Origin of the sequence: Streptomyces sp. NBC_01306, from assembly GCF_026340465.1 — a bacterium.
Classification (GTDB): Bacteria; Actinomycetota; Actinomycetes; order Streptomycetales; family Streptomycetaceae; genus Streptomyces.
Window position 1 is genome coordinate 397169 of the sequence record NZ_JAPEPC010000001.1, and the last position, 20201, is coordinate 417369.

The window sequence follows — 20201 nt, forward strand, 5'->3', positions numbered from 1 at the left end:
CGGAGCCGCCCGCGCCGGGGGCCGTCACTTGAGCCTGCTGGAGGCGAGGACGGACACGAGGTGGAGCAGGGACTGCAGGAGCGCGATGCCCGCCAGCACGGCGACGCCGAGCCGCGTGAAGAACAGGTCGCCCCTGATCTGGTCCACGATCGCGAGGACCAGGATGAGCAGCGACGCCTCGATGCCGAGGACGAGCCGGTGGAACTTCAGCGCCGCGGCCGCCCTGCGGGCCAGCGCCATGCCGGAGGAGCGCGGCTCGGACGCCGTCTCCTTGACCGGCGGCAGTCCCTGCTGGTGGCGGGCGACGCCGACGAGGTCGGTCTCGGACTTGATCATGACGGCGCCGAGGGCCGCGAGGGTGCCGAGGAAGGCCCACAGCCAGTCGATCCGCCCGGAGCCCCAGATGTCGGCCGCGCGCAGACCGAAGCCGACGAGGACCGCGGCGTCGAGTACATAGGCGGCTACGCGGTCCACGTAGACGCCGACCATCGAGTACTGCTTCTTCCAGCGGGCGACCTCGCCGTCGACGCAGTCGAGAAGCAGATAGAGCTGAGCCATCAGCACGCCGAGCACCGCGCCCCAGATCCCCGGCACGAGGAGGGCAGGGGCGGCGAAGGCGGCGGCGACGGTCATCACGTAGGTCAGCTGGTTGGGCGTGATCCGCGTGTTCACCAGGTGCCGGTCCACGCGCAGCGAAATCTCGCGCATGTAGAGCCGGCCGCCCCAGTGCTCGCCGCTCCGCCGGTCCTTGACGCCCGGAGGGTGAACGACCGGGCGGAGTTCAGCTACCGATGGCTTTTGCATAGTCGGCGTAAGCGTCCTTGATCTGGTCTGCGGACAGGTTGAGGTGTTCCAGGATCGTGAAGCGTCCGGGGCGGGTCTGCGGGGCGTACCGCACGACCTGGACGAACTCGTCCACGCTGAAGCCCAGCTCGCCGGGCAGTACGGGCAGGCCGTGCCGGCGCAGGACGTCCGCGAAGAGCCCGGCCTCGTCGGCCGCGCCGCGCAGGTGCATCGCGAAGGCGGCGCCGAGACCGACCTGCTCGCCGTGGCTGCCGGCCCGCTGGGGGAAGAGCAGGTCGAAGGCGTGGCAGATCTCGTGGCAGGCACCGGACGAGGGCCTGGTGTCGCCGCTGATCGAGATCGCGATGCCGGAGAGGACGAGCCCCTCGGCGAGCACCATCAGGAACTCGTCGTCGCCGACCCCGCCGGGGTGGCGCAGGACCGCCTCGCCCGCGGTGCGGGCCATGGCCGCCGCCAGTCCGTCGACCGCTTCGCCGTTGACCTTGTGCGAGAGCTCCCAGTCGGCGATGGCCGAGATGTTGGAGATCGCGTCACCGACGCCGGAGCGGATGAAGCGGGGCGGTGCCTCACGGATCACATCGAGGTCGACGACGATCGCGATGGGGGTCGGGACCCCGTAGGAGCCGCGTCCGTTGTCGTTGTCCAGGGTGGATACCGGCGAGCAGATGCCGTCGTGCGAGAGATTCGTCGCTACGGCGACCATCGGGAGCCCCACCCGGGCCGCCGCGTACTTCGCCACGTCGATGATCTTGCCGCCGCCGAGGCCGACCACCGCGTCGTACCGCTTGCCCTTGATCCCGTCGGCCAGCCGCACCGCGGAGTCGATGGTGCCGTCGGCGACGGAGTACCAGTCGGCCCCGGGCAGCACCGGCGCGAGCTTCTCGCGCAGTGCCCGGCCCGAGCCGTCACTGACGGCGAGGGCGAGCTTGCCGGAGGCCGAGATCCGCTGGTCGGCGAGGAGCCCCGCCAAGTCGTCGAGGGCGCCACTGCTGATGTCGACGACGACCGGGGACGGGATGAGCCTCGTCAGTACTGGCACGCGATGCCACGGCCCTTCGCGAGGTCGTCGTGATTGTCGATCTCGACCCAGGCGACGTCCCCGATCGGGGCCACGTCGATACGGAAGCCGCGGTTCACCAGCTCCTGGTAGCCGTCCTCGTAGTAGAGGTCGGGGTCGCGCTCGAAGGTGACCTTGAGCGCGTCCGCGAGCTCCTCGGCGGCCTCGGGCTCGATGAGGGTGACCCCGATGTACTCGCCGGTGGCCGTCGAGGGGTCCATCAGCTTGGTGATCCTGGTCACCGCGTCGGTGCCGTCCGTGATGACCTTCATCTCCTCGTCGGCGAGGTGCTTCACCGTGTCGAGGGCGAGGACGATCCGCCGGCCTTCGCCGCGCGCGGCCAGCAGCGTCTTCTCGACGGAGACCGGGTGCACGGTGTCGCCGTTGGCGAGGATCACACCCTGCTTGAGCACCTCACGGGCGCACCAGAGGGAGTAGGCGTTGTTCCACTCCTCGGCCTTGTCGTTGTCGATCAGCGTGATCGTGACTCCGTACTTGGCCTCGAACTCCGCACGGCGCGCGTACACCGCCTCCTTGCGGTAGCCGACGACGACCGCGACCTCGGTGAGTCCGACCTCGGCGAAGTTGCTCAGCGCGATGTCGAGAACGGTGGTCGGCTCGCCCTCCCCCTCGGGGCCGACGGGCACGAGGGCCTTGGGCAGCGTGTCGGTGTAGGGACGCAGACGCCTGCCTGCGCCGGCCGCCAGTACGAGGCCGATCATGCGGGTTCTCCTTCGTCATGTACAGCGGGTGCTCCGGAGGACACCCAGAAGCGGATGCTCTCCGCGAGGACCACGATCGCCACGGCCACGGCGAGCACCGTGAGCGCGACTGCGAAACCGTCACCGGCGGTGTGCTCCGCCGTGAGCAGGGCGGCGAGTACGGCGACCACCAGGGTCCGGCCGTCGTGGCCGCCGATCGTACGCACGAGCCACCGGGGCGGCGCGCCGGTGCCGCCCTTGATGCGGTACACCGTGTCGTAGTGATGGTAGGCGACGGCCGCCACCAGTCCGAAGGCCGCGGGCAGCGCCTCGTGGACATCGGAGCGGGCCGCGAGCACGAGGATCGTGACGTATTCGGCCGCCCGGAAGACCGGGGGCACCAGCCAGTCGAGCGCGCCCTTGAGCGGGCGCGAGACGGCCGTTCCGGAGAGTACGCAGTACACGGCGGCGGCCACGGCGGGCCACCAGCTGCCGACCGGCGCGAAGAGCGACACGGCCACCACGAGGGCGCCGCCCACGAACGCGATCACCGGCAGGGCGCCGCGCGGTCCCTTGAGGAACCGTGCGAAGAGCTCGGCGAGCGGTCCCGAGTCGGCGAGGTCGGCCAGTGCCTGGGCGGCGCGGTCGGTGCGGGTGGCCCGGCGGGTCAGCGAGCGCAGGATCCGGCCGGCCGTGGTGTAGCAGGCGGCCAGGGCGCAGCCGATGAGGAGCGCGTAGAAGACGATCCGGGGGGTGGTCACGGCGGTGAGCACGGCGATCATGGCCCAGCGTTCACCGATCGGGAGCACGATCATGCGGCGCACCCAGACCGTCCAGCCGACGCTGTCGAGCTTGTCGGAGAGGGCGGCGGTGGGGCTTGTGTTGGCTGTCGCGTCGTGGTTCGCCTCGTTGAAGGAGAAGTCCACGACGTGCCGGCAGGTCTGGAGGACCATCGCGCCGAGGGCCAGCACCCAGATGTCGTCGCCGTTGCGGGCCGAACCCAGCGCGAGCCCCGCGTAGTAGGCGTACTCCTTGGCCCGGTCGAAGGTCGCGTCCAGCCAGGCGCCGAGCGTCGAGTACTGGAGCGAGTACCGGGCGAGCTGACCGTCCGTGCAGTCCAGGACGAAGGAGCAGAGCAGCAGCACTCCGGCGGCGATGTATCCGCCGCGGGTGCCGGTCGCGGCGCAGGCCGCCGCTATCAGTGCGGTGATCAGCGAGGCGGTGGTGACCTGGTTCGGGGTCAGCCCGTGGCGGGCGCACCAGCGTGCGATGTACCGCGAGTAGGGGCTGATGCAGTACGTCGTGAAGAAGCCGTCCCGGGACTTCACCGCCGTACGGAGCCGCACGGCCTCGTCATCGACGGCGGCGACGGCGGCCCTGGCCTCGTGGCGGGACTGCGGGTCCTGCGGGACCGAGGCGACCAGCGTGCCCAGCTCGGGACGCTGCACAGGGGTCCCGGCGCTGTCCAGCGCCGCGGCCAGGGTGTCGGGGCGCGGTTCCGCGGCCGCCAGTACGCGGTTGAGCGCGGGGCGCGCCTCCGGCTGGACCGCGAGCGCGCCGGGGACCGCGGCCGCCGCGAAGCGGGGATCGGTCAGCGCCAGGCGGAGCGAGTGGAGATGGCCGACGAAACGGGTGTCGACGACCGCCACGCGTTCGTCGGCCGGTGCGGCGGTGAGCAGCTGCGCGGTCTCTGCCGCGTCGGCTGCGATGCGTACATCGAAGCCCAGCGACCGCAGATCGCCCTCCAGCGACGATCCGGGTACCGGCGCACCGGCGAGGATGGCGGTCGACAGACGAACTCACTCCTTGGAGCTGGCGTAACACACGCGGAGACGGCCCGGTCCCGGCAGGGGCGGGCGGCATGTCGGCAGAGGCTATCTGATGGACGTAAGCAGGCGTTCACGGGCCGTTTACGTCCCGATCCGACCGGGCATGACCCCGCGCCACCTGCTGCGGTCATCATGATCGATCCATGCCTCGCCCCACAAACCGTGCTCCCGTTCCGCTCGGAAGAGGCAGAGCCGCGGTGTCTCCGGGGCGTCTCCGGGGTGTCTTAGGGTGGCCGGTATGACGTGGCTGATCACAGGTGGGGCGGGGTACATCGGAGCGCATGTGGCGCGGGCGATGGTGGCGGACGGCGAGCGGGTGGTCGTCCTGGACGACCTGTCGAGCGGGCTCGCCGAGCGCCTTCCGGCCGGGGTCGAGCTGGTGCGCGGCTCGGTGCTCGACCGCGGCCTCCTGGACGCCACCCTGACCGCTCACGGAGGCGACATCACCGGGGTCGTGCATCTCGCGGGCAAGAAGCAGGTCGGGGAGTCCGTCGAGCACCCGCTGAGCTACTACCGGGACAACGTGCACGGCCTGACCGTGGTGCTGGAGGCCGTGGTCGCCGCCGGGGTGCGGCGCTTCCTGTTCTCCTCGTCGGCCGCCGTCTACGGCGTCCCCGAAGCGGAGCTGATCACCGAGTCGACGCCCTGCGCGCCCATCAATCCGTACGGCGAGACGAAGCTGGCCGGCGAGTGGCTGGTGCGGGCGGCGGGCACGGCGCACGGCCTGTCCACCGCCTGCCTGCGCTACTTCAATGTGGCGGGTGCGGCCGCGCCCGGGCTGGCCGACATCGGGGTCCACAACGTCATCCCGATGTTCTTCGACCGGCTGACCCGCGGTGAGGACCCGCGGATCTTCGGCGCCGACTACCCCACACCCGACGGCACCTGTATCCGTGACTACATCCATGTCGCCGATCTCGCCGACGCCCATGTCGCCGTGGCCCGCAGGCTCTCCGCCGACGGCGGTGCGGGGGATCTCACGCTCAATGTCGGCCGCGGCGCGGGCGTATCGGTGCGCGAACTGGCGGACCTCGTCGCCTCGGTCACCGGGCTGCCGATGTCCCCCGTGGTCGGACCGCGCCGTCCGGGCGACGCGGCGAAGGCCGTCGCGTCGGACGAGCTGATCGCCGGGGAACTCGGCTGGAAGGCCTCGCGCGGGGTGCGCGAGATGGTCGAGTCGGCCTGGGAAGGCTGGTGCCTGCGACACCCCGGCGCGCGCCGCAAATGATCTCGCGCCCCACTCTGACCTGCCATTATTTCCGCAGGTCAGAGTAGCTGACAATGGTGTTCGGTCTCGTGTTGCCCGATACCCCTGCCCCGTAGTTGGCTGACCTCTCGGGCCGGCACGCTCACGATCGGGAGGCGCTCTCATGGGGGCTGGGCACGACCACGGGCATGCGCACGGCGGACCGCCGCCTACCGGGACCGCCGGGGCCGCTCACCGGGTTCGCCTGCGCATCGCACTCTGCATCACACTGACCGTGATGGTGGTGGAGATCGCCGGCGGTCTGCTGGCCGACTCGCTGGCGCTGCTCGCGGACGCGACACACATGGCGACGGACGCGCTCGGGCTTGCGATGGCGCTCCTGGCGATCCACTTCGCCAACCGCCCGGCCAGCGAGAACCGGACCTTCGGCTACGCACGGGCGGAGATCCTGGCCGCACTCGCCAACTGCCTTCTGCTGCTGGGCGTGGGCGGTTACGTCCTGTACGAGGCGATCCAGCGCTTCATCACGCCGGCCGAGACAGCGGGCGGCCTGACGATCGTTTTCGGCCTCATCGGTCTGGTCGCCAACATGATCTCGCTCTCCATCCTCGTCCGGGGGCAGCAGGAGAGCATCAATGTCCGCGGCGCCTATCTGGAAGTGATGGCCGACGCGCTCGGCTCGGTCGCCGTGCTGATCTCGGCCACCGTGATCCTGACGACGGGCTGGCAGGCGGCCGACCCCGTGGCCTCGCTCGTCATCGGCCTCATGATCGTCCCGCGTACGGTCAAGCTGCTGCGCGAGACACTCGACGTACTGCTGGAAGCGGCCCCGAAGAACGTCGACATGGGCGAGGTCAGGGCCCACATCCTGGGCCTCCCCGGAGTGGCCGACGTCCACGATCTGCATGCGTGGACGATCACTTCGGGGATGCCGGTCCTCTCCGCGCACGTGGTGGTCAGCCCCGACACCCTGGACGCGATCGGTCACGAGAAGATGCTGCACGACCTCCAGGGCTGCCTCGGCGCCCACTTCGACGTCGCGCACTGCACCTTCCAGCTGGAGCCGGGCGGCCACGCGGAGCACGAGGCGAAGCTCTGCCACTGAGCTCTGTCACTGAGCTCTGCCACTCAACCGTGCCGCTGAGCCCTGCCACCGGGCCGCGGGCCGAGCGGATCGATCCGTACACTCGTGGCCGGCATGGCCGAACTCCCCCTCTCCGACGGTATGTTCGATCTTGTCCGGGCCGAGGGGTCCGGGTACATCATCGGCGCGGCGGAGTGCCGCGCCTTCCGGGAGTCCGCCGGCTCCCCGCTGCGCACCGCGGGCGAGGCCACCATGGGGCAGGCGCTTGCGGGCAGCCGCGAGGAACTCGCCATGCACCGGGAGCACGGTGGCGAATACGGCTGTGCAGCATATGCGCTGCGCCCGATGCACGGGGCCGGTTTCCCGGCAGGCGCCCAATTCTGATATTCCGGTCGGTGGCCCCGCCACGCAGTGTGGCGGGGGCACCGACACGTCCTGCGCTCCGAAGTGCGGACAAGCCGCTTTTGTACGGCAGACTGAGGAGCCGGTGACGCCCGATGCGAAGGATGGTTATGTCGAACGGCGCAGCAGAAGCGATCATGCTCGAACTGGTCGATGAGAGCGGCAGGACCATCGGAACGGCGGAGAAGCTCGCCGCACACCAGGCACCCGGCCAGCTGCACCGGGCCTTCTCGGTGTTCCTCTTCGACGGAGCGGGACGGCTGCTGATCCAGCGTCGGGCACTCGGTAAGTACCACTCCCCCGGCGTGTGGTCCAACACCTGCTGCGGGCACCCTTATCCGGGCGAATCCCCCTTCGCGGCGGCGGCCAGGCGCACCTATGAGGAGTTGGGCATCTCCCCGGCGCTGCTGGCCGAGGCGGGCACGGTGCGTTACAACCACCCGGACCCCGATTCGGGCCTGGTGGAGCAGGAGTTCAACCATCTGTTCGTCGGGCTCGCCCAGGCGGAACTGCGGCCCGACCCCGACGAGGTGGACGACACGGCGTTCGTCACCGCCACCGAACTGGCCGAGCGGCACTCGTCCGCGCCGTTCTCCTCGTGGTTCATGACGGTGCTCGACGCTGCGCGCCCCGCGGTCAGAGAGCTGACGGGGCCGAACGGGGGCTGGTAACGACCGGGGCGAGCGGCAGCGCGGACCAGATGACCTTGCCGCCGCTCGCCGTCTGTTCCACCCCGCAGGTCCCGCCGGCCTCCGCGGTGATCTCGCGTACGAGCATCAGGCCGCGCCCCCCGGTCTGCCCCTGGTCCGCGTCCAGCGCCCTCGGCCGGTAGGGGTGGTTGTCCTCGACCGACACCCGGATCCAGGAGGCCCCGACGGCGACCTCCACGGCCACCTCCGGGGAGAGCAGCGCGGCATGGCGTACGGCGTTGGTGACCAGCTCGGAGACGATCAGCAGCAGGCCCTGGACGGTGTCCGGGCCGACCGGGACCTGCTGGCGCGCCAGCAGATCGCGTACGGCGTGCCGGGCCTGCGGTACGGAGACGTCGACCGACGGGGCGGTGAACCGCCAGACGCCTTCGTAGGGCAGGGAGCCGGCGACCGCCGGGTCGGGCGGGCTGTTGCTCCCGCGGCTCTCCATATCCCGGCTCCCGCCCTCGCTCTCGATGGTGACCACGCATCGAGTGTTGGGAATGAGCCGGTCCGCACCGAGCAGCTGAACAGAAGTCAGCGCTAATCGTCGCTATTCGAAGGAATGTGACCGATCCCGTTAAGGGCGTGTCTATTTCTGGTGTCTATTGGCGGCTTTGGTGACGGGTGACAGAGATGTCCGCGGACCGTCCTTCAGCCCGCCGGAGACCACCGGAGACCACCGGAGAACCGCTGCGGGCCACCGGAGACCGTTCCGGGCAGCGGCTGATCACCGGCTCGGCCGGGCCGATAGCATCCGGCTCATGGAGCCGCAGCTGAAGCACACCGTCGCCGACGGGGTCGCCACCGTCGTGATCAGCAACACCGCCAAGCGCAATGCCATGACGGCTGCCATGTGGCGGGCCCTGCCGGCGCTGCTCGACCGGCTGGCGGACGACACCGGCGTCCGCGTCCTGGTCCTGACCGGAGCCGGGAACACCTTCTGCGCCGGGGCCGACATATCGACACTCCGGGACCCCCATGAGGACCCCCGCGAGGACCCCCAGCGACTCGCGGTCCGGGCCGAGGAGGCTCTCGCCGCCTTCCCGAAGCCGACACTCGCCGCCGTGCGCGGGTACTGCGTGGGCGGCGGTTGCCAGCTGGCGGCAGCCTGCGACCTGCGGTTCGCCGAGGAGGGCTCCCTGTTCGGGGTGACTCCGGCAAAGCTCGGGATCGTCTATCCGGCGGCCTCCACCGCGCGGCTGGTCTCCCTGGTGGGTCCGGCGACCGCCAAGTACCTCCTGTTCTCGGCCGAGTTGATCGGCACGGACCACGCGCTGCGGACCGGCCTGCTGGACGAGGTGGTGCCCAGGGACCAGCTCGGCCCGCGGGTGGCGGAGTTCAGCCGGGTGCTGGTGTCCCGCTCGCAGCTGACGCAGACGGCGGCCAAGGAGTTCGCCGCGGGCCGGGACGACCGGGGCGCGTACTGGCGGGCGGCGGCGCGGGACTCCGACGACCCGGTGGAGGGGGTCACGGCGTTCCTGGAGCGGCGGGAGCCCCGCTTCACCTGGACCCCGCGTCCCGGGGCGGTGTTGCGAGGCACTACCGGAGGATGAAGCGGCTCCTCCCGCGCATCTCCTCGACCAGGTCGGCCGGGGCCTTCAGCGGCGAGCCCGCGTCGTAGGGCGGCTGCGGGTCGTACTCGGCGCCCAGCTGGACCGCCTGCGCATACCGGTCCCCGGCGACCCGGCCGACCAGGGTGAGTGCCATGTCGATACCGGACGACACCCCGGCCGCCGTGATGAACTTGCCGTCGGTGACGACCCGTTCGCCCGTCGGTTCGGCCCCGAACGCGGCCAGGCTGTCCAGCGCCAGCCAGTGGGACGTGGCGCGGCGGCCGTCGAGCAGACCCGCTGCCGCCAGCAGCAGCGACCCCGTACAGACGGAGGTCGTCCAGGTGCTCGCCGCGTCGGCGGCACGCAGCCAGCCGAGGAGCTCCTCGTTCTCCATCTGGGCGGTCTGCCCGGGCCCGCCCGGCACCACGACGATGTCGGGTCGCGGCACCTCGTCGAGTGTCCGGTCCGCGACAAGCTGGAGGCTGCCTGCGTCATTGCGTACGGGGCCGGTCCGCTCGGCGACGAAAATCGTCTCGGCATCCGGGATGCGGCAGAGCATCTCGTAGGGGCCGACCGCGTCCAGTGCGGTGAAACGGTCGAAGAGAACGATCGCGATCTGCATGGTGTGCCTCTCAGTCAGGCTGCGACGGGGTGTCGGACGGGGCGCCCGATCGGTGGGCGGCGGGTGAGCGGAAGCGGCGGCGGTACTCGGCAGGCGCGGTGCCCAGTGCTTTCAGGAAGGCGCGGCGCATGGCCTCCGGTGTGCCGTAGCCACAGGTGCGGGAGATCTCCGCGACCGAGTCCGCCGTGTCTTCGAGAAGTCGCCGGGCGTGTTCCAGCCGGACGCCTTCGACGTAGCGTCCCGGTGTCGTCCCGGTCTCCGCGCGGAAGGCGCGGGCGAAGTGGCGGGGCGAAAGACGGGCGCGGTCCGCGAGGGATTCGACCGACAGATCGCCGCAGGGGTGCTCGCTGATCCACTGCTGGACTTCGCGCAGCGGATCGCGCCGCGCCGTCTGGGTGGCGAGCTGGACACTGAACTGGGCCTGGTTTCCCGGGCGTCGGAGAAAGACCACCAGATGGCGGGCGACGGTCAGCGCGATGTCGCGGCCCAGGTCCTCCTCGACCAGTGCGAGCGCCAGATCGATACCGGCGGTGACTCCGGCGGAGGTGGCGAGCCTCCCGTCCCGCACGAAGATCGGCTCGGGGTCGACCTCGACGGCCGGGTAGGTCCGCGCCAGGTGGTCGCAGACCGACCAGTGCGTGGTGACGCGGTGGCCGTCCAGCAGGCCGGCCCGGGCGAGCAGCAGCGCGCCGGTGCACACCGAGACGATGCGCTCGGCGCGCGGGGCGTGCTCACGCAGCCAGTCGATCAGCCGGGGGTCGGGCGTGCGGGTGCCCTGGCCACCGGGGACCAGCAGCGTGTGCGGGTCCCCGGCATCGGTCAGCGCGCCGTCCGGTACGAGCGTGAGGCCGCTGGACGTGCGGACGGCCGATCCGTCGAGCGAGGCCGTACGGACGGTGTACGCGTCCCCGCCGAGACGGCCGGCCCCTGTGAACACTTCCAGGGGGCCGGTCACATCAAGGCTCTGTAACTCGTCGAAGAAGACGATCAGCAAGGATCTCTGCGGCATACGACTCATCATTGGCGCCGAGCGACATGTCCGCAATGACGAATGTCCCACCTTTCCTGCCATACCTGCCATACCTGCCGCACCACCCGCCTCACTCGCTGCCGTAGCGCGCCGCCCGCCGCCCCTTCTCCGCCGGTCTCGCGCCCCGCATCCGCCGCCCTTCTCCACCCCTCCCTTCCCCACGTACCAACCAGTCGGTAACATTCAGGCCATGACCTCGCTCCAGCCGCGCGCCGGCCGTCGCTGCCACAACTCCGTCAACCCGCTGCACTCGACGCTCTACTTCTCCCCCGACTTCACCGAGCAGCTCGCCGGTGTCGGGATCGACGACGCGGGCGCCGCCTACTTCGCCGGGCGCGGTGCGGCGATGGGGGCTGTGGGCCCCGGCACGATCGCCGCCACTTTCTATAACTTCAACCCCGAGCTGATCGCCCGCCATGTCCCCGCCGTGTGGGAGACAGCCTCACCGCGGACCGTGCTCGACGCCCGGCTGCGGGCCGCCGACGCCACGCTGCGGCGGCTGCTCGGCGAGGAGGCGGTGGCGTCCGACGCGATGGCCGAGGCGGCGCGGCTCGCGCTGCGCGCGGCCGAGGCCTGCACCCGGCACGCCCGGCCGCTGTACTCCGCCCACGCCGACCTGCCGGTCCCCGAGCAGCCCCATCTCGCGTTCTGGCACGCGGCGACGCTGCTCCGCGAGCACCGCGGCGACGGCCATCTCGCCGTGCTGCTCGCCGCCGGGCTCGACCCGCTGGAGGCGCTGGTGAGCCACACGGCGACCGGCAAGGGCATGGCACCCCGCTGGATCCTCGCCACGCGCGGCTGGCGCCGGAGCGACTGGGACGCGGCCGTGGAGCGGCTGCGCGGGCGCGGGCTGCTGGACGCGGACGGCGGGCTCACCGATGCGGGCACCAAGCTGCGCCAGGACGTGGAGTCGGACACCGACCGCCTCGACCTCGCACCGTACGAACACCTGGGCGCCGAGGGCGTGGAGCGCCTCACCGAGCTGGCGCGCGGCTTCCTCGCCGCCGCAGTCGCGGCGGGCGCCTTCCCGTTCAGCCTCAGCTGATCCGGTCCCGGGCGGGCGTACCCCGCTCCGCCGGCCCCGCCTGCCACAATGCTGATGCACTGTTTCCCCGCGCGGCGGCGGGCCGGCTCCCACCGGCGGCCCGATCACCGCGCGGGGTCCGGGGGCTGCTCCGGAAGAATGCGGCAAGCTCAGCGAGAAGGCGGTACGGGATCGTGACCACGACCACCCCAGTTTCCATCGAAAGCAGGATCGCGGAGGAGCTCGGCGTCAGGGAACGGCAGGTGAAGGCCGCCGTCGAGCTGCTCGACGGCGGCTCGACCGTGCCGTTCATCGCGCGCTACCGCAAGGAAGCGACCGAGATGCTCGACGACGCGCAACTGCGCACGCTGGAGGAGCGGCTGCGCTATCTGCGGGAGCTGGAGGAGCGGCGGACGGCAGTTCTGGAGTCCGTACGGGAGCAGGGCAAGCTCGACGACGCGCTGGAGGCGCAGATCCGGGCCGCGGAGACGAAGGCCCGGCTGGAGGACATCTATCTGCCCTTCAAGCCGAAGCGCAGGACCAAGGCCCAGATCGCGCGGGAGGCCGGTCTCGAACCGCTCGCAGACGGGCTGCTGGCCGACCCCTCGGTGGAACCGCTCGCGGCTGCGGCGGCGTTCGCCGGCGCGGACAAGGGCGTCGCCGATCCGGCCGCCGCGCTGGACGGCGCACGGGCCATCCTCACCGAGCGGTTCGGCGAGGACGCCGACCTCATCGGTGAGCTGCGTGAGCGGATGTGGACGCGCGGGCGGCTGACGGCGAAGGTGCGGGACGGCAAGGAGGAGCAGGGCGCCAAGTTCGCCGACTACTTCGAGTTCGCCGAGCCGTTCACCGCGCTGCCCTCGCACCGGGTGCTGGCGATGCTGCGGGGCGAGAAGGAGGACGTGCTCGACCTGGCCCTGGAGCCGGAGGAGCCGTCGGACACCGCCGGTCCTTCGGCGTACGAGTCGATGATCGCGCGGTGCTTCGGGGTGGCGGACCGCGGCAGGCCGGGCGACGCATGGCTGACCGAGACGGTGCGCTGGTCCTGGCGCACCCGCATCCTGGTCCATCTGGGGATCGATCTGCGGCTGCGGCTGCGGACGGCAGCCGAGGACGAGGCGGTCAAGGTCTTCGCGTCCAATCTGCGTGACCTGCTGCTGGCGGCCCCCGCCGGGACCCGTGCCACGCTCGGGCTCGACCCCGGCTTCCGTACGGGTGTGAAGGTCGCCGTGGTCGACGCGACCGGCAAGGTCGTGGCCACCGATGTGATCCACCCGCACGTCCCCGCGAACCGGTGGGACGAGGCGCTGGCCAAGCTGGCCCGGCTCGCGAAGGAGCACGCGGTCGACCTGATCGCGATCGGGAACGGCACCGCGTCGCGCGAGACGGACAAGCTCGCCGGTGAACTGTGTGCGAAGTACCCCGAGTTGAAGCTGACGAAGGTGATGGTCTCGGAGGCGGGGGCTTCCGTGTACTCGGCGTCCGCGTTCGCCTCGCAGGAGCTGCCCGACATGGACGTGACGCTCCGGGGCGCGGTGTCGATCGCCCGCAGGCTCCAGGATCCGCTCGCCGAACTGGTCAAGATCGACCCCAAGTCGATCGGGGTCGGGCAGTATCAGCACGACCTCTCCGAGGTGAAGCTCTCCCGCTCGCTGGACGCGGTCGTCGAGGACTGCGTGAACGGTGTCGGAGTGGACGTCAACACCGCGTCCGCCCCGCTGCTCTCCCGGGTCTCCGGTATCGGCTCGGGGCTCGCCGAGAACATCGTGGCGCACCGCGACGCCAACGGCCCGTTCCGGTCGCGCAGGGCGCTCAAGGACGTGTCGCGGCTGGGCCCCAAGGCGTACGAGCAGTGTGCGGGCTTCCTCCGCATCCGGGACGGCGACGACCCGCTGGACGCGTCGAGCGTGCACCCGGAGGCGTACCCGGTGGTGCGGACGATGACCAAGAAGGCGGGCGGCAGCTCGCTCGTCGGGAACGCGGCGCTGCTGCGCTCGCTGGATCCGGCCGAATTCGTGAACGACACCTTCGGGCTGCCGACGGTGACGGACATCCTGCGGGAGCTGGAGAAGCCGGGGCGCGACCCCCGGCCCGCGTTCAAGACGGCCACCTTCAAGGAGGGCGTCGAGAAGCTGGGCGATCTGACGGCCGGGATGGTCCTGGAGGGCGTGGTCACCAATGTGGCCGCGTTCGGCGCGTTCGTCGACATCGGGGTCCACCAGGACGGCCTGGTGCATGTGTCCGCGCTGTCCAGGACGTTCGTGAAGGACCCGCGTGATGTGGTCAAGCCGGGCGACATCGTCAAGGTGAAGGTGATGGACGTCGACATCCCGCGCAAGCGGATCTCGCTGTCCCTGCGGCTCGACGACGAGGCCGGAGCCAAGCCGGGCGGCGGCAAGGAGCGGCAGGACCGGGGCAAGCGGGCGCAGGACGGCCAGGGCGGCCGGCCTCCGCAGCAGCGGCAGGGCGGCGGGGGCCGTCGCGGTGGCGGCGGGGGTGGCGGCCGGACGTCAGCGCCGGCACCGGCCAACAGCGCGATGGCGGACGCGCTGCGGCGGGCCGGGCTCACCGACCCCGGGCGCGGTAAGGGGCGCGGCTGAACCCGTGGTTCCTACCGCCGGATGACCTGACGCACGTCGCCGGGCGGGCCTGTTCGGGCCCGCCCGGCGATGTGCGTCAGGGATGTGCTCAGGGTCGTTCGGCCTGGCCGGTTCAGACTTCCGTGACCTTGCCGTCGGCCACCTCGATACGGCGCGTCGTACGGACCGCGTCCAGCATCCGGCGGTCGTGGGTGACCAGCAGCAGAGTCCCCTCGTACGAGTCGAGGGCCGACTCCAGCTGCTCGATGGCCTCCAGGTCCAGGTGGTTCGTGGGTTCGTCAAGCACCAGGAGGTTGACGCCCCGGCCCTGCAGCAGCGCGAGGGCGGCCCTGGTCCGTTCGCCCGGCGAGAGGGTGGTTGCGGGCCGCAGCACATGCGCCGCTTTCAGGCCGAACTTCGCGAGGAGCGTACGGACTTCGGCGGGCTCGGTGTCGGGAACCGCCGCGCAGAACGCGGCCAGCAGGGTCTCCGTACCGTAGAAGAGGCCGCGGGCCTGGTCGACCTCGCCGACCACGACGCCGGGGCCGAGCGCCGCGTGCCCGGTGTCCAGCGGCACACGGCCCAGCACCGCACCGAGCAGGGTGGACTTGCCCGCCCCGTTGGCTCCGGTGATGGCGACCCGGTCGGCCCAGTCGATCTGGAGGTGCGCGGGGCCGAAGGTGAAGTCCCCGCGGACGACGCTTGCGTCCCGCAGGGTGGCCACCACGGATCCCGAGCGCGGAGCGGCCGCGATCTCCATCCGCAGCTCCCACTCCTTGCGGGGTTCGTCCACGACGTCGAGGCGCTCGATCATGCGCTGCGTCTGCCGGGCCTTGGCCGCCTGCTTCTCGCTCGCCTCGCTGCGGAACTTACGGCCGAGCTTGTCGTTGTCGGACGCCTTGCGGCGGGCGTTCTTGACGCCCTTGTCCATCCAGCCGCGCTGCATCTGGGCCCGGCCCTCAAGAGCGGCCTTCTTGTCGGCGAACTCGTCGTACTCCTCCCTGGCGTGCCTGCGGGCGGTCTCCCGCTCCTCCAGATATCCCGCGTACCCGCCGCCGTAGAGGGTGATCTGCTGCTGGGCGAGGTCGAGTTCGAGGACCTTGGTGACCGTACGGGTGAGGAACTCGCGGTCGTGGCTGATGACGACGGTGCCCGCACGCAGCCCGCCGACGAAGCGCTCAAGACGGTCCAGGCCGTCGAGGTCGAGGTCGTTGGTCGGCTCGTCGAGGAGGAACACGTCGTACCGGGAGAGCAGCAGCGAGGCGAGACCGGCGCGGGCCGCCTGGCCGCCGGAGAGCGAGGTCATCGGCTGGTCGAGGCCGACGGTGAGACCCAGCGACGCCGCCACCTCATCGGCGCGCTCGTCGAGATCGGCCCCGCCGAGGTCGAGCCAGCGCTCCAGCGTGGTGGAGTACGCGTCATCGGCTCCCGCGACCCCGTCGACCAGGCCCTGAGTGGCCTCGTCCATGGCGCTCTGGGCGGCGGCCACCCCGGTGCGCCGGGCGAGGAACTCGCGTACGGTCTCGCCCTCGCGGCGCTCCGGCTCCTGCGGGAGGTGGCCGACGGTGGCGGTGGGCGGCGAGAGCCTCAGCTCGCCCTCCTCCGGGGTGTCGAGTCCGGCGAGGAGGCGCAGCAGGGTCGATTTGCCCGCGCCGTTCACACCGACGAGACCGATCACGTCTCCCGGCGCCACGACGAGGTCGAGGCCGGAGAAGAGCGAGCGGTCACCGTGGCCCGCGGCGAGGTCTTTGGCGACAAGGGTTGCAGTCATGAGGGAACCGATCCTAATCGGGCCGCGCCGCGCCCTCCTGACCAGGCGGCCGGTGCCCCCGGCGGGGCGGGCGGCGCGGGGTGCGGTGGTGCGGCAGAGTCCATGTCGGCCGAATGGCGATCCTGTGACAGCTGTGACCGTGGACATGACTAGTGGCGGGTGGGCTGAATAGGGTCGAACACAACGACGACCCCCACGACTTGGAGCATCAGTGCACCGCAGACTCATCGTCCCGAGCGTGCTCTCGGCCGCCTCGCTTCTGCTGGCGATCCCGGCATCGGCGGCCGGCTTCACGCCCGGGGCACCGGGCATCGGCGACCCGTACTACCCGGCATACGGCAACGGCGGATACGACGTCTCGCACTACGACCTCAAGCTGAAGTACCAGCCGTCGACGGACCGGCTGGACGGCACCGCGACGATCCTGGCCACCACCACCCAGGATCTCTCCCGGTTCGATCTGGACTTCCTGCTCGATGTGAGCGAGGTGCGCGTCAACGGCGCCAAGGCCTCCTTCGCCACATCGGGGCAGCACGAGCTGGTGGTCACCCCGGCCAAGGGGCTGGCCAAGGGCTCCGCGGTGACCATCGTGGTCCGCTACAGCGGTGTGCCGTCCACCAAGTCGGCGTACGGCTTCAACACCTGGCACCGCACCCCGGACGGCGCGGTCGCGGCGGACGAGCCCGAGTCGGCGTGGTGGTGGTTCCCGAGCAATGACCACCCGCTGGACAAGGCCACGTACGACGTGTCGGTCTCGGTGCCCGACGGCACCCAGGCGATCAGCAACGGCGTGCTCCAGTCGCAGCGTTCACAGCTGGGCCGGACCACGTACAACTGGCGGTCCAACAAGCCGCAGGCCACCTATCTGACGACGCTCGCCGTCGGCAAGTTCGACATCACCAACGGCACCACGGCGGCGGGTGTGCCGATCATCAACGCGTACAGCAAGGACCTGGGCGACAACGCCGGCGCCGCGCGCGCCAGTGTGGAGCGCACCGGGGAGGTCGCCGACTGGCTGAGCGGGTACTTCGGCCCCTATCCCTTCAGCGCGCTCGGCGGCTATGTGCCGAACACCACCACCGGGTACGCGCTGGAGACCGAGACCCGGCCGTTCTACAGCCCGAAGCAGTTCGCGAACGGCGCCAATGTCTCGGTGGTCGTCCATGAGCTGGCGCACCAGTGGTACGGCGACGACGTGTCCCTCAAGGGCTGGAAGGACATCTGGATCAACGAGGGGTTCGCGTCCTACGCCGAGTGGCTCTGGTCGGAGAACCAGGGCGACGGGACCGCGCAGGAGCTGGCGGACTATGTGTACGCCTCGCACCCGGCCGACGACGCGTTCTGGAAGGTGAAGCCGGGCGATCCCGGCGCGGCGAACCAGTTCGACGACGCCGTCTACGACCGGGGCGCGCTCGCCATCCAGGCGCTGCGCGACAAGATCGGTGACACCGCGTTCTTCAAGATCCTCAAGGGGTGGCCCGCCGAGCACGCCTACGGCAACGCGTCGGTGGCCGACTTCGAGAAGTACGCCGAGCAGGTCTCGGGGACGCCGCTGGACGCCTTCTTCGACACCTGGCTGTTCACCCCGTCCAAGCCCGCAGCGGGGGCGGCGAAGCAGGCCCGGATCGCGCATACGGACGCCCGGCCCGTGGCGCCGAAGTCCTGGCGGCAGATCGAGCGGACGCACACCGTCCACGACCGCTGACCTGCGACAGGAGGCCGCGCCGTCCCGTCGGCCGGGGCGGCGCGGCTTCCGGCGCGCGGCGGGCGGTGGTTACGCTGCTCCGATACCGCGGCCCGAGCACCGCCGCGGAGCGAGTACCCGTACGCCCTGCTGCCGCGCCCGACGAGGAGTACCCGTTGACCGATCCGATCCACGGCTCCCGGCCGACCCTGGAGGCCGTCGCGGCCCGCGCGGGTGTGTCGCGGGCGACGGCCTCGCGCGTCGTCAACGGCGGTGCCGGTGTGCGGCAGCCGCTGGTGGACCGGGTCCAGCAGGCTGTCGAGGAACTCGGCTACGTACCGAATCACGCGGCCAGGACGCTCGTCACCCGGCGCAACGGCGCGGTCGCGGTCATCATCGCCGAGCCGGAGATCCGGATCTTCTCGGACCCGTTCTTCTCACAGCAGCTGCGCGGCATCAGCCGCGAACTGACGGCCCACGACTCGCAGTTGGTGCTGCTGCTGGTGGAGGGCAGGCAGGACTACGACCGGATCGGGCGTTATCTGGCGGGCGGCCATGTGGACGGCGCGCTGGCCTTCTCGCTGCACACCGAGGATCCGCTGCCCGCGGTGATCCACCGGGCCGGTATCCCCACGGTCTTCGGCGGGCGGCCGGTGTGGGCGGGCCCCGAGTCCGGTCTCGCGCTGCCCTACGCCGACTGCGACAACCGGGGCGGCGCCCGCACGGCGGTCCAGCATCTGGTCTCGCTCGGACGCCGGCACATCGCGCACATCGCGGGCCCGCAGGACCAGACATCGGGGATCGACCGGCTGGACGGCTACCGGGATGTCCTGCTGGACGTCGACCCCGGGCTCACCGCACACGGGGCCTTCACGGTGGAAAGCGGCGCCGCGGCGATGTCCGAACTGCTTGAGCGGCGGCCGGAGGTGGACGCGGTGTTCGCGGCCAACGACCTGATGGCATCGGGGGCGCTCCAGGTCCTGCGGGAACACGGCCGACGGGTCCCCCACGACGTGGCGGTGGTGGGGTTCGACGACATGGAGAAGGTGGCGGAGTGCACCGACCCGCCACTGACGACGGTCCGTCAGGACATCGAGGGCATGGGGCGGTTGATGGTACGGATGCTGCTCCGGGGCCTGGACGGGGAGGGCGTCACACCGCCCGACTCCGTGATCATGCCGACCGACCTGGTCCGCCGGGTCTCCGCGTGACGTCCGGCGGTGTGACGCTCTCCCTGCCGGCCGGCGCGCCGCCGGACATCGCCGCCCGGTGGGCCGCCCGCGCCGCACGGGCCAGCGGCAGATAGCGCACCCGCTCGGGAAGCACGGGCACGACGGCCCGGACACACCGGCCGAAACGGCGCAGCGCCCGCTCCTGCGAGTCCGTCCACTCCAGACCGATCGCCTGACGTGCCTCCGGCGGCATCAGCCCCACGGTGACGAAGTGCCGGAAGCGGGCCAGCGGCGGCAGCAGCACCGGCCAGAGCAGCCGGAGCAGCGAGCGCAGCGGACGAGGTCCGCGGTCCGGGGGCGGTACGGGGCTGCCCGGGTCGGTCAGCTCCCGCACCACCGGGGTGGCCTCGATCTCGTCGGCCAGCATTTTCCGGTAGTACGGCCAGAACTCCTCGATGGTCTGCGGCATGTCCCGGTCGGCGATGCCGAGGACCCGCCCGACCTGGAGCCACTCCGCGTACAACTGCCGTTCCTGAGCGTCGGTGTAGGGGCGTCCGAGGTACTTCCGGCCCTGCAGGAAGACCGGGAAACCAGTGGCGTGCACCCAGGAGAAGGTGGCCGGAGCGAGGGCCTGGTACGGGCGGCCGCGGGTGTCGGTGCCGCGGATGGTCCGGTGCATACGGCGCAGCCTGCGCCCCTCTTCGGTAGCGGCGGCCCCGCCGTACACCCAGAGCTGCATCGAGCGCAGCGAGCGCTCGCCGCGGCCCCATGGGTCGGTACGGAAGACGGAGTACGCGTCGACGCCGGCGCCGACGGCCGGGTGTGCCACCTGCATGGTCAGCGCCGCGGGCAGCGTGAGCAGCACCCGGATGTCACCGACCTCGCTCCACAGCACACCGCCCGGCGGCGGTGGCGGCGGCCCGGCCGGCGTGGTGCGGCTGCTCATTGGCGGACTCCCGTCGCTGCTCCCGTCGGTCGTAGCGGGCTCCT

At 71.3% G+C, this 20201-nt stretch carries 18 protein-coding genes; 9 read left to right on the plus strand and 9 right to left on the minus strand.

All coding sequences use genetic code 11. The features are described 5' to 3' along the window. Positions 1-24: 24 nt before the first annotated feature. From OG385_RS01690 to OG385_RS01705, 4 genes are read right to left on the minus strand one after another with little or no spacing between them, the layout of a single operon-like run. Positions 25-804, minus strand: coding sequence for a CDP-alcohol phosphatidyltransferase family protein (locus OG385_RS01690; RefSeq protein WP_266851152.1), 780 nt, complete (start codon positions 802-804; stop codon positions 25-27). Then, complete coding sequence (locus OG385_RS01695; protein WP_266851154.1) at positions 782-1843, minus strand: iron-containing alcohol dehydrogenase family protein; 1062 nt, start codon at positions 1841-1843, stop codon at positions 782-784. The genes OG385_RS01690 and OG385_RS01695 overlap by 23 nt, the downstream gene beginning before the upstream one ends. Next, a complete protein-coding gene (locus OG385_RS01700) occupies positions 1831-2583 on the minus strand; it encodes a phosphocholine cytidylyltransferase family protein (protein WP_266851156.1) in 753 nt (250 codons plus the stop codon). Before OG385_RS01700 ends, OG385_RS01695 begins: the two co-directional genes overlap by 13 nt. Further along, positions 2580-4355, minus strand: coding sequence for a DUF5941 domain-containing protein (locus OG385_RS01705; protein WP_266860555.1), 1776 nt, complete (start codon positions 4353-4355; stop codon positions 2580-2582). Before OG385_RS01705 ends, OG385_RS01700 begins: the two co-directional genes overlap by 4 nt. A gap of 274 nt (positions 4356-4629) precedes the next feature. On the opposite strand from OG385_RS01705, the gene galE reads away from it, so the two are divergent. The 4 genes from galE (at position 4630) to idi (ending at position 7755) form a co-directional block, all read left to right on the plus strand. Beyond that, the gene (gene galE / locus OG385_RS01710; RefSeq protein ID WP_266851158.1) at positions 4630-5619 is read left to right on the plus strand and encodes a UDP-glucose 4-epimerase GalE; all 990 of its coding nucleotides are present in this window, start codon (positions 4630-4632) and stop codon (positions 5617-5619) included. A 142-nt stretch (positions 5620-5761) separates the two neighbouring features. Further along, the gene (locus tag OG385_RS01715; RefSeq protein ID WP_266851160.1) at positions 5762-6703 is read left to right on the plus strand and encodes a cation diffusion facilitator family transporter; all 942 of its coding nucleotides are present in this window, start codon (positions 5762-5764) and stop codon (positions 6701-6703) included. Positions 6704-6796: 93 nt separating this feature from the next. Then, entirely contained in the window at positions 6797-7066 is a 270-nt protein-coding gene (locus OG385_RS01720; protein WP_266851162.1) for a hypothetical protein, read from the plus strand. Positions 7067-7179: 113 nt separating this feature from the next. Further along, positions 7180-7755, plus strand: coding sequence for an isopentenyl-diphosphate Delta-isomerase (idi, locus tag OG385_RS01725; RefSeq protein WP_266851164.1), 576 nt, complete (start codon positions 7180-7182; stop codon positions 7753-7755). Here idi and OG385_RS01730 read toward each other — a convergent pair. After that, on the minus strand, positions 7721-8224 hold the full coding sequence (locus tag OG385_RS01730) for an ATP-binding protein (protein WP_266860557.1): 504 nt from the start codon (positions 8222-8224) through the stop codon (positions 7721-7723). The genes idi and OG385_RS01730 overlap by 35 nt on opposite strands. A gap of 313 nt (positions 8225-8537) precedes the next feature. On the opposite strand from OG385_RS01730, the gene OG385_RS01735 reads away from it, so the two are divergent. Then, positions 8538-9329 carry an enoyl-CoA hydratase/isomerase family protein gene (locus OG385_RS01735; protein WP_266851165.1) on the plus strand — a complete coding sequence of 264 codons (792 nt, stop codon included), beginning with the start codon at positions 8538-8540 and terminating at the stop codon, positions 9327-9329. On the opposite strand, the gene OG385_RS01740 is transcribed toward OG385_RS01735, so the two are convergent. Both OG385_RS01740 and OG385_RS01745 read right to left on the minus strand, forming a co-directional pair. Beyond that, positions 9316-9951, minus strand: a complete 636-nt coding sequence (locus tag OG385_RS01740; RefSeq protein WP_266851167.1) for a DJ-1/PfpI family protein — start codon at positions 9949-9951, stop codon at positions 9316-9318. The genes OG385_RS01735 and OG385_RS01740 overlap by 14 nt on opposite strands. 10 nt (positions 9952-9961) lie before the next feature. After that, positions 9962-10960, minus strand: coding sequence for a GlxA family transcriptional regulator (locus OG385_RS01745; protein ID WP_266851169.1), 999 nt, complete (start codon positions 10958-10960; stop codon positions 9962-9964). 211 nt (positions 10961-11171) lie between these two features. Here OG385_RS01745 and OG385_RS01750 point away from each other — a divergent pair, with 211 nt between their 5' ends. Both OG385_RS01750 and OG385_RS01755 read left to right on the plus strand, forming a co-directional pair. Further along, positions 11172-12026: a hypothetical protein gene (locus OG385_RS01750; RefSeq protein ID WP_266851171.1), complete on the plus strand. Its 855-nt coding sequence runs from the start codon at positions 11172-11174 to the stop codon at positions 12024-12026. Positions 12027-12199: 173 nt separating this feature from the next. Then, positions 12200-14605 carry a Tex family protein gene (locus OG385_RS01755; protein WP_266851173.1) on the plus strand — a complete coding sequence of 802 codons (2406 nt, stop codon included), beginning with the start codon at positions 12200-12202 and terminating at the stop codon, positions 14603-14605. A gap of 112 nt (positions 14606-14717) precedes the next feature. On the opposite strand, the gene OG385_RS01760 is transcribed toward OG385_RS01755, so the two are convergent. Then, positions 14718-16355, minus strand: a complete 1638-nt coding sequence (locus OG385_RS01760; protein WP_266851175.1) for an ABC-F family ATP-binding cassette domain-containing protein — start codon at positions 16353-16355, stop codon at positions 14718-14720. Positions 16356-16566: 211 nt separating this feature from the next. Between OG385_RS01760 and OG385_RS01765 the strand changes: the two genes are divergently transcribed. Then, on the plus strand, positions 16567-18060 hold the full coding sequence (locus tag OG385_RS01765) for a M1 family metallopeptidase (RefSeq protein ID WP_266851177.1): 1494 nt from the start codon (positions 16567-16569) through the stop codon (positions 18058-18060). A 155-nt stretch (positions 18061-18215) separates the two neighbouring features. Next, positions 18216-19250, plus strand: a complete 1035-nt coding sequence (locus OG385_RS01770; protein WP_266851179.1) for a LacI family DNA-binding transcriptional regulator — start codon at positions 18216-18218, stop codon at positions 19248-19250. Here OG385_RS01770 and OG385_RS01775 read toward each other — a convergent pair. After that, positions 19213-20157, minus strand: coding sequence for an oxygenase MpaB family protein (locus OG385_RS01775; RefSeq protein WP_266851181.1), 945 nt, complete (start codon positions 20155-20157; stop codon positions 19213-19215). The genes OG385_RS01770 and OG385_RS01775 overlap by 38 nt on opposite strands. Between the last annotated feature and the right edge of the window lie 44 nt (positions 20158-20201).

Excerpts from the sequence above, each read along its gene's own strand:
- OG385_RS01690 (WP_266851152.1), bottom strand. The coding sequence starts at position 804 with ATGCAAAAGCCATCGGTAGCTGAACTCCGCCCGGTCGTTCACCCTCCG.
- OG385_RS01700 (WP_266851156.1), bottom strand. The coding sequence starts at position 2,583 with ATGATCGGCCTCGTACTGGCGGCCGGCGCAGGCAGGCGTCTGCGTCCC.
- galE (WP_266851158.1), top strand. The coding sequence starts at position 4,630 with ATGACGTGGCTGATCACAGGTGGGGCGGGGTACATCGGAGCGCATGTG.
- OG385_RS01715 (WP_266851160.1), top strand. The coding sequence starts at position 5,762 with ATGGGGGCTGGGCACGACCACGGGCATGCGCACGGCGGACCGCCGCCT.
- OG385_RS01720 (WP_266851162.1), top strand. The coding sequence starts at position 6,797 with ATGGCCGAACTCCCCCTCTCCGACGGTATGTTCGATCTTGTCCGGGCC.
- idi (WP_266851164.1), top strand. The coding sequence starts at position 7,180 with ATGCGAAGGATGGTTATGTCGAACGGCGCAGCAGAAGCGATCATGCTC.
- OG385_RS01730 (WP_266860557.1), bottom strand. The coding sequence starts at position 8,224 with ATGGAGAGCCGCGGGAGCAACAGCCCGCCCGACCCGGCGGTCGCCGGC.
- OG385_RS01735 (WP_266851165.1), top strand. The coding sequence starts at position 8,538 with ATGGAGCCGCAGCTGAAGCACACCGTCGCCGACGGGGTCGCCACCGTC.
- OG385_RS01740 (WP_266851167.1), bottom strand. The coding sequence starts at position 9,951 with ATGCAGATCGCGATCGTTCTCTTCGACCGTTTCACCGCACTGGACGCG.
- OG385_RS01745 (WP_266851169.1), bottom strand. The coding sequence starts at position 10,960 with ATGCCGCAGAGATCCTTGCTGATCGTCTTCTTCGACGAGTTACAGAGC.
- OG385_RS01750 (WP_266851171.1), top strand. The coding sequence starts at position 11,172 with ATGACCTCGCTCCAGCCGCGCGCCGGCCGTCGCTGCCACAACTCCGTC.
- OG385_RS01760 (WP_266851175.1), bottom strand. The coding sequence starts at position 16,355 with ATGACTGCAACCCTTGTCGCCAAAGACCTCGCCGCGGGCCACGGTGAC.
- OG385_RS01775 (WP_266851181.1), bottom strand. The coding sequence starts at position 20,157 with ATGAGCAGCCGCACCACGCCGGCCGGGCCGCCGCCACCGCCGCCGGGC.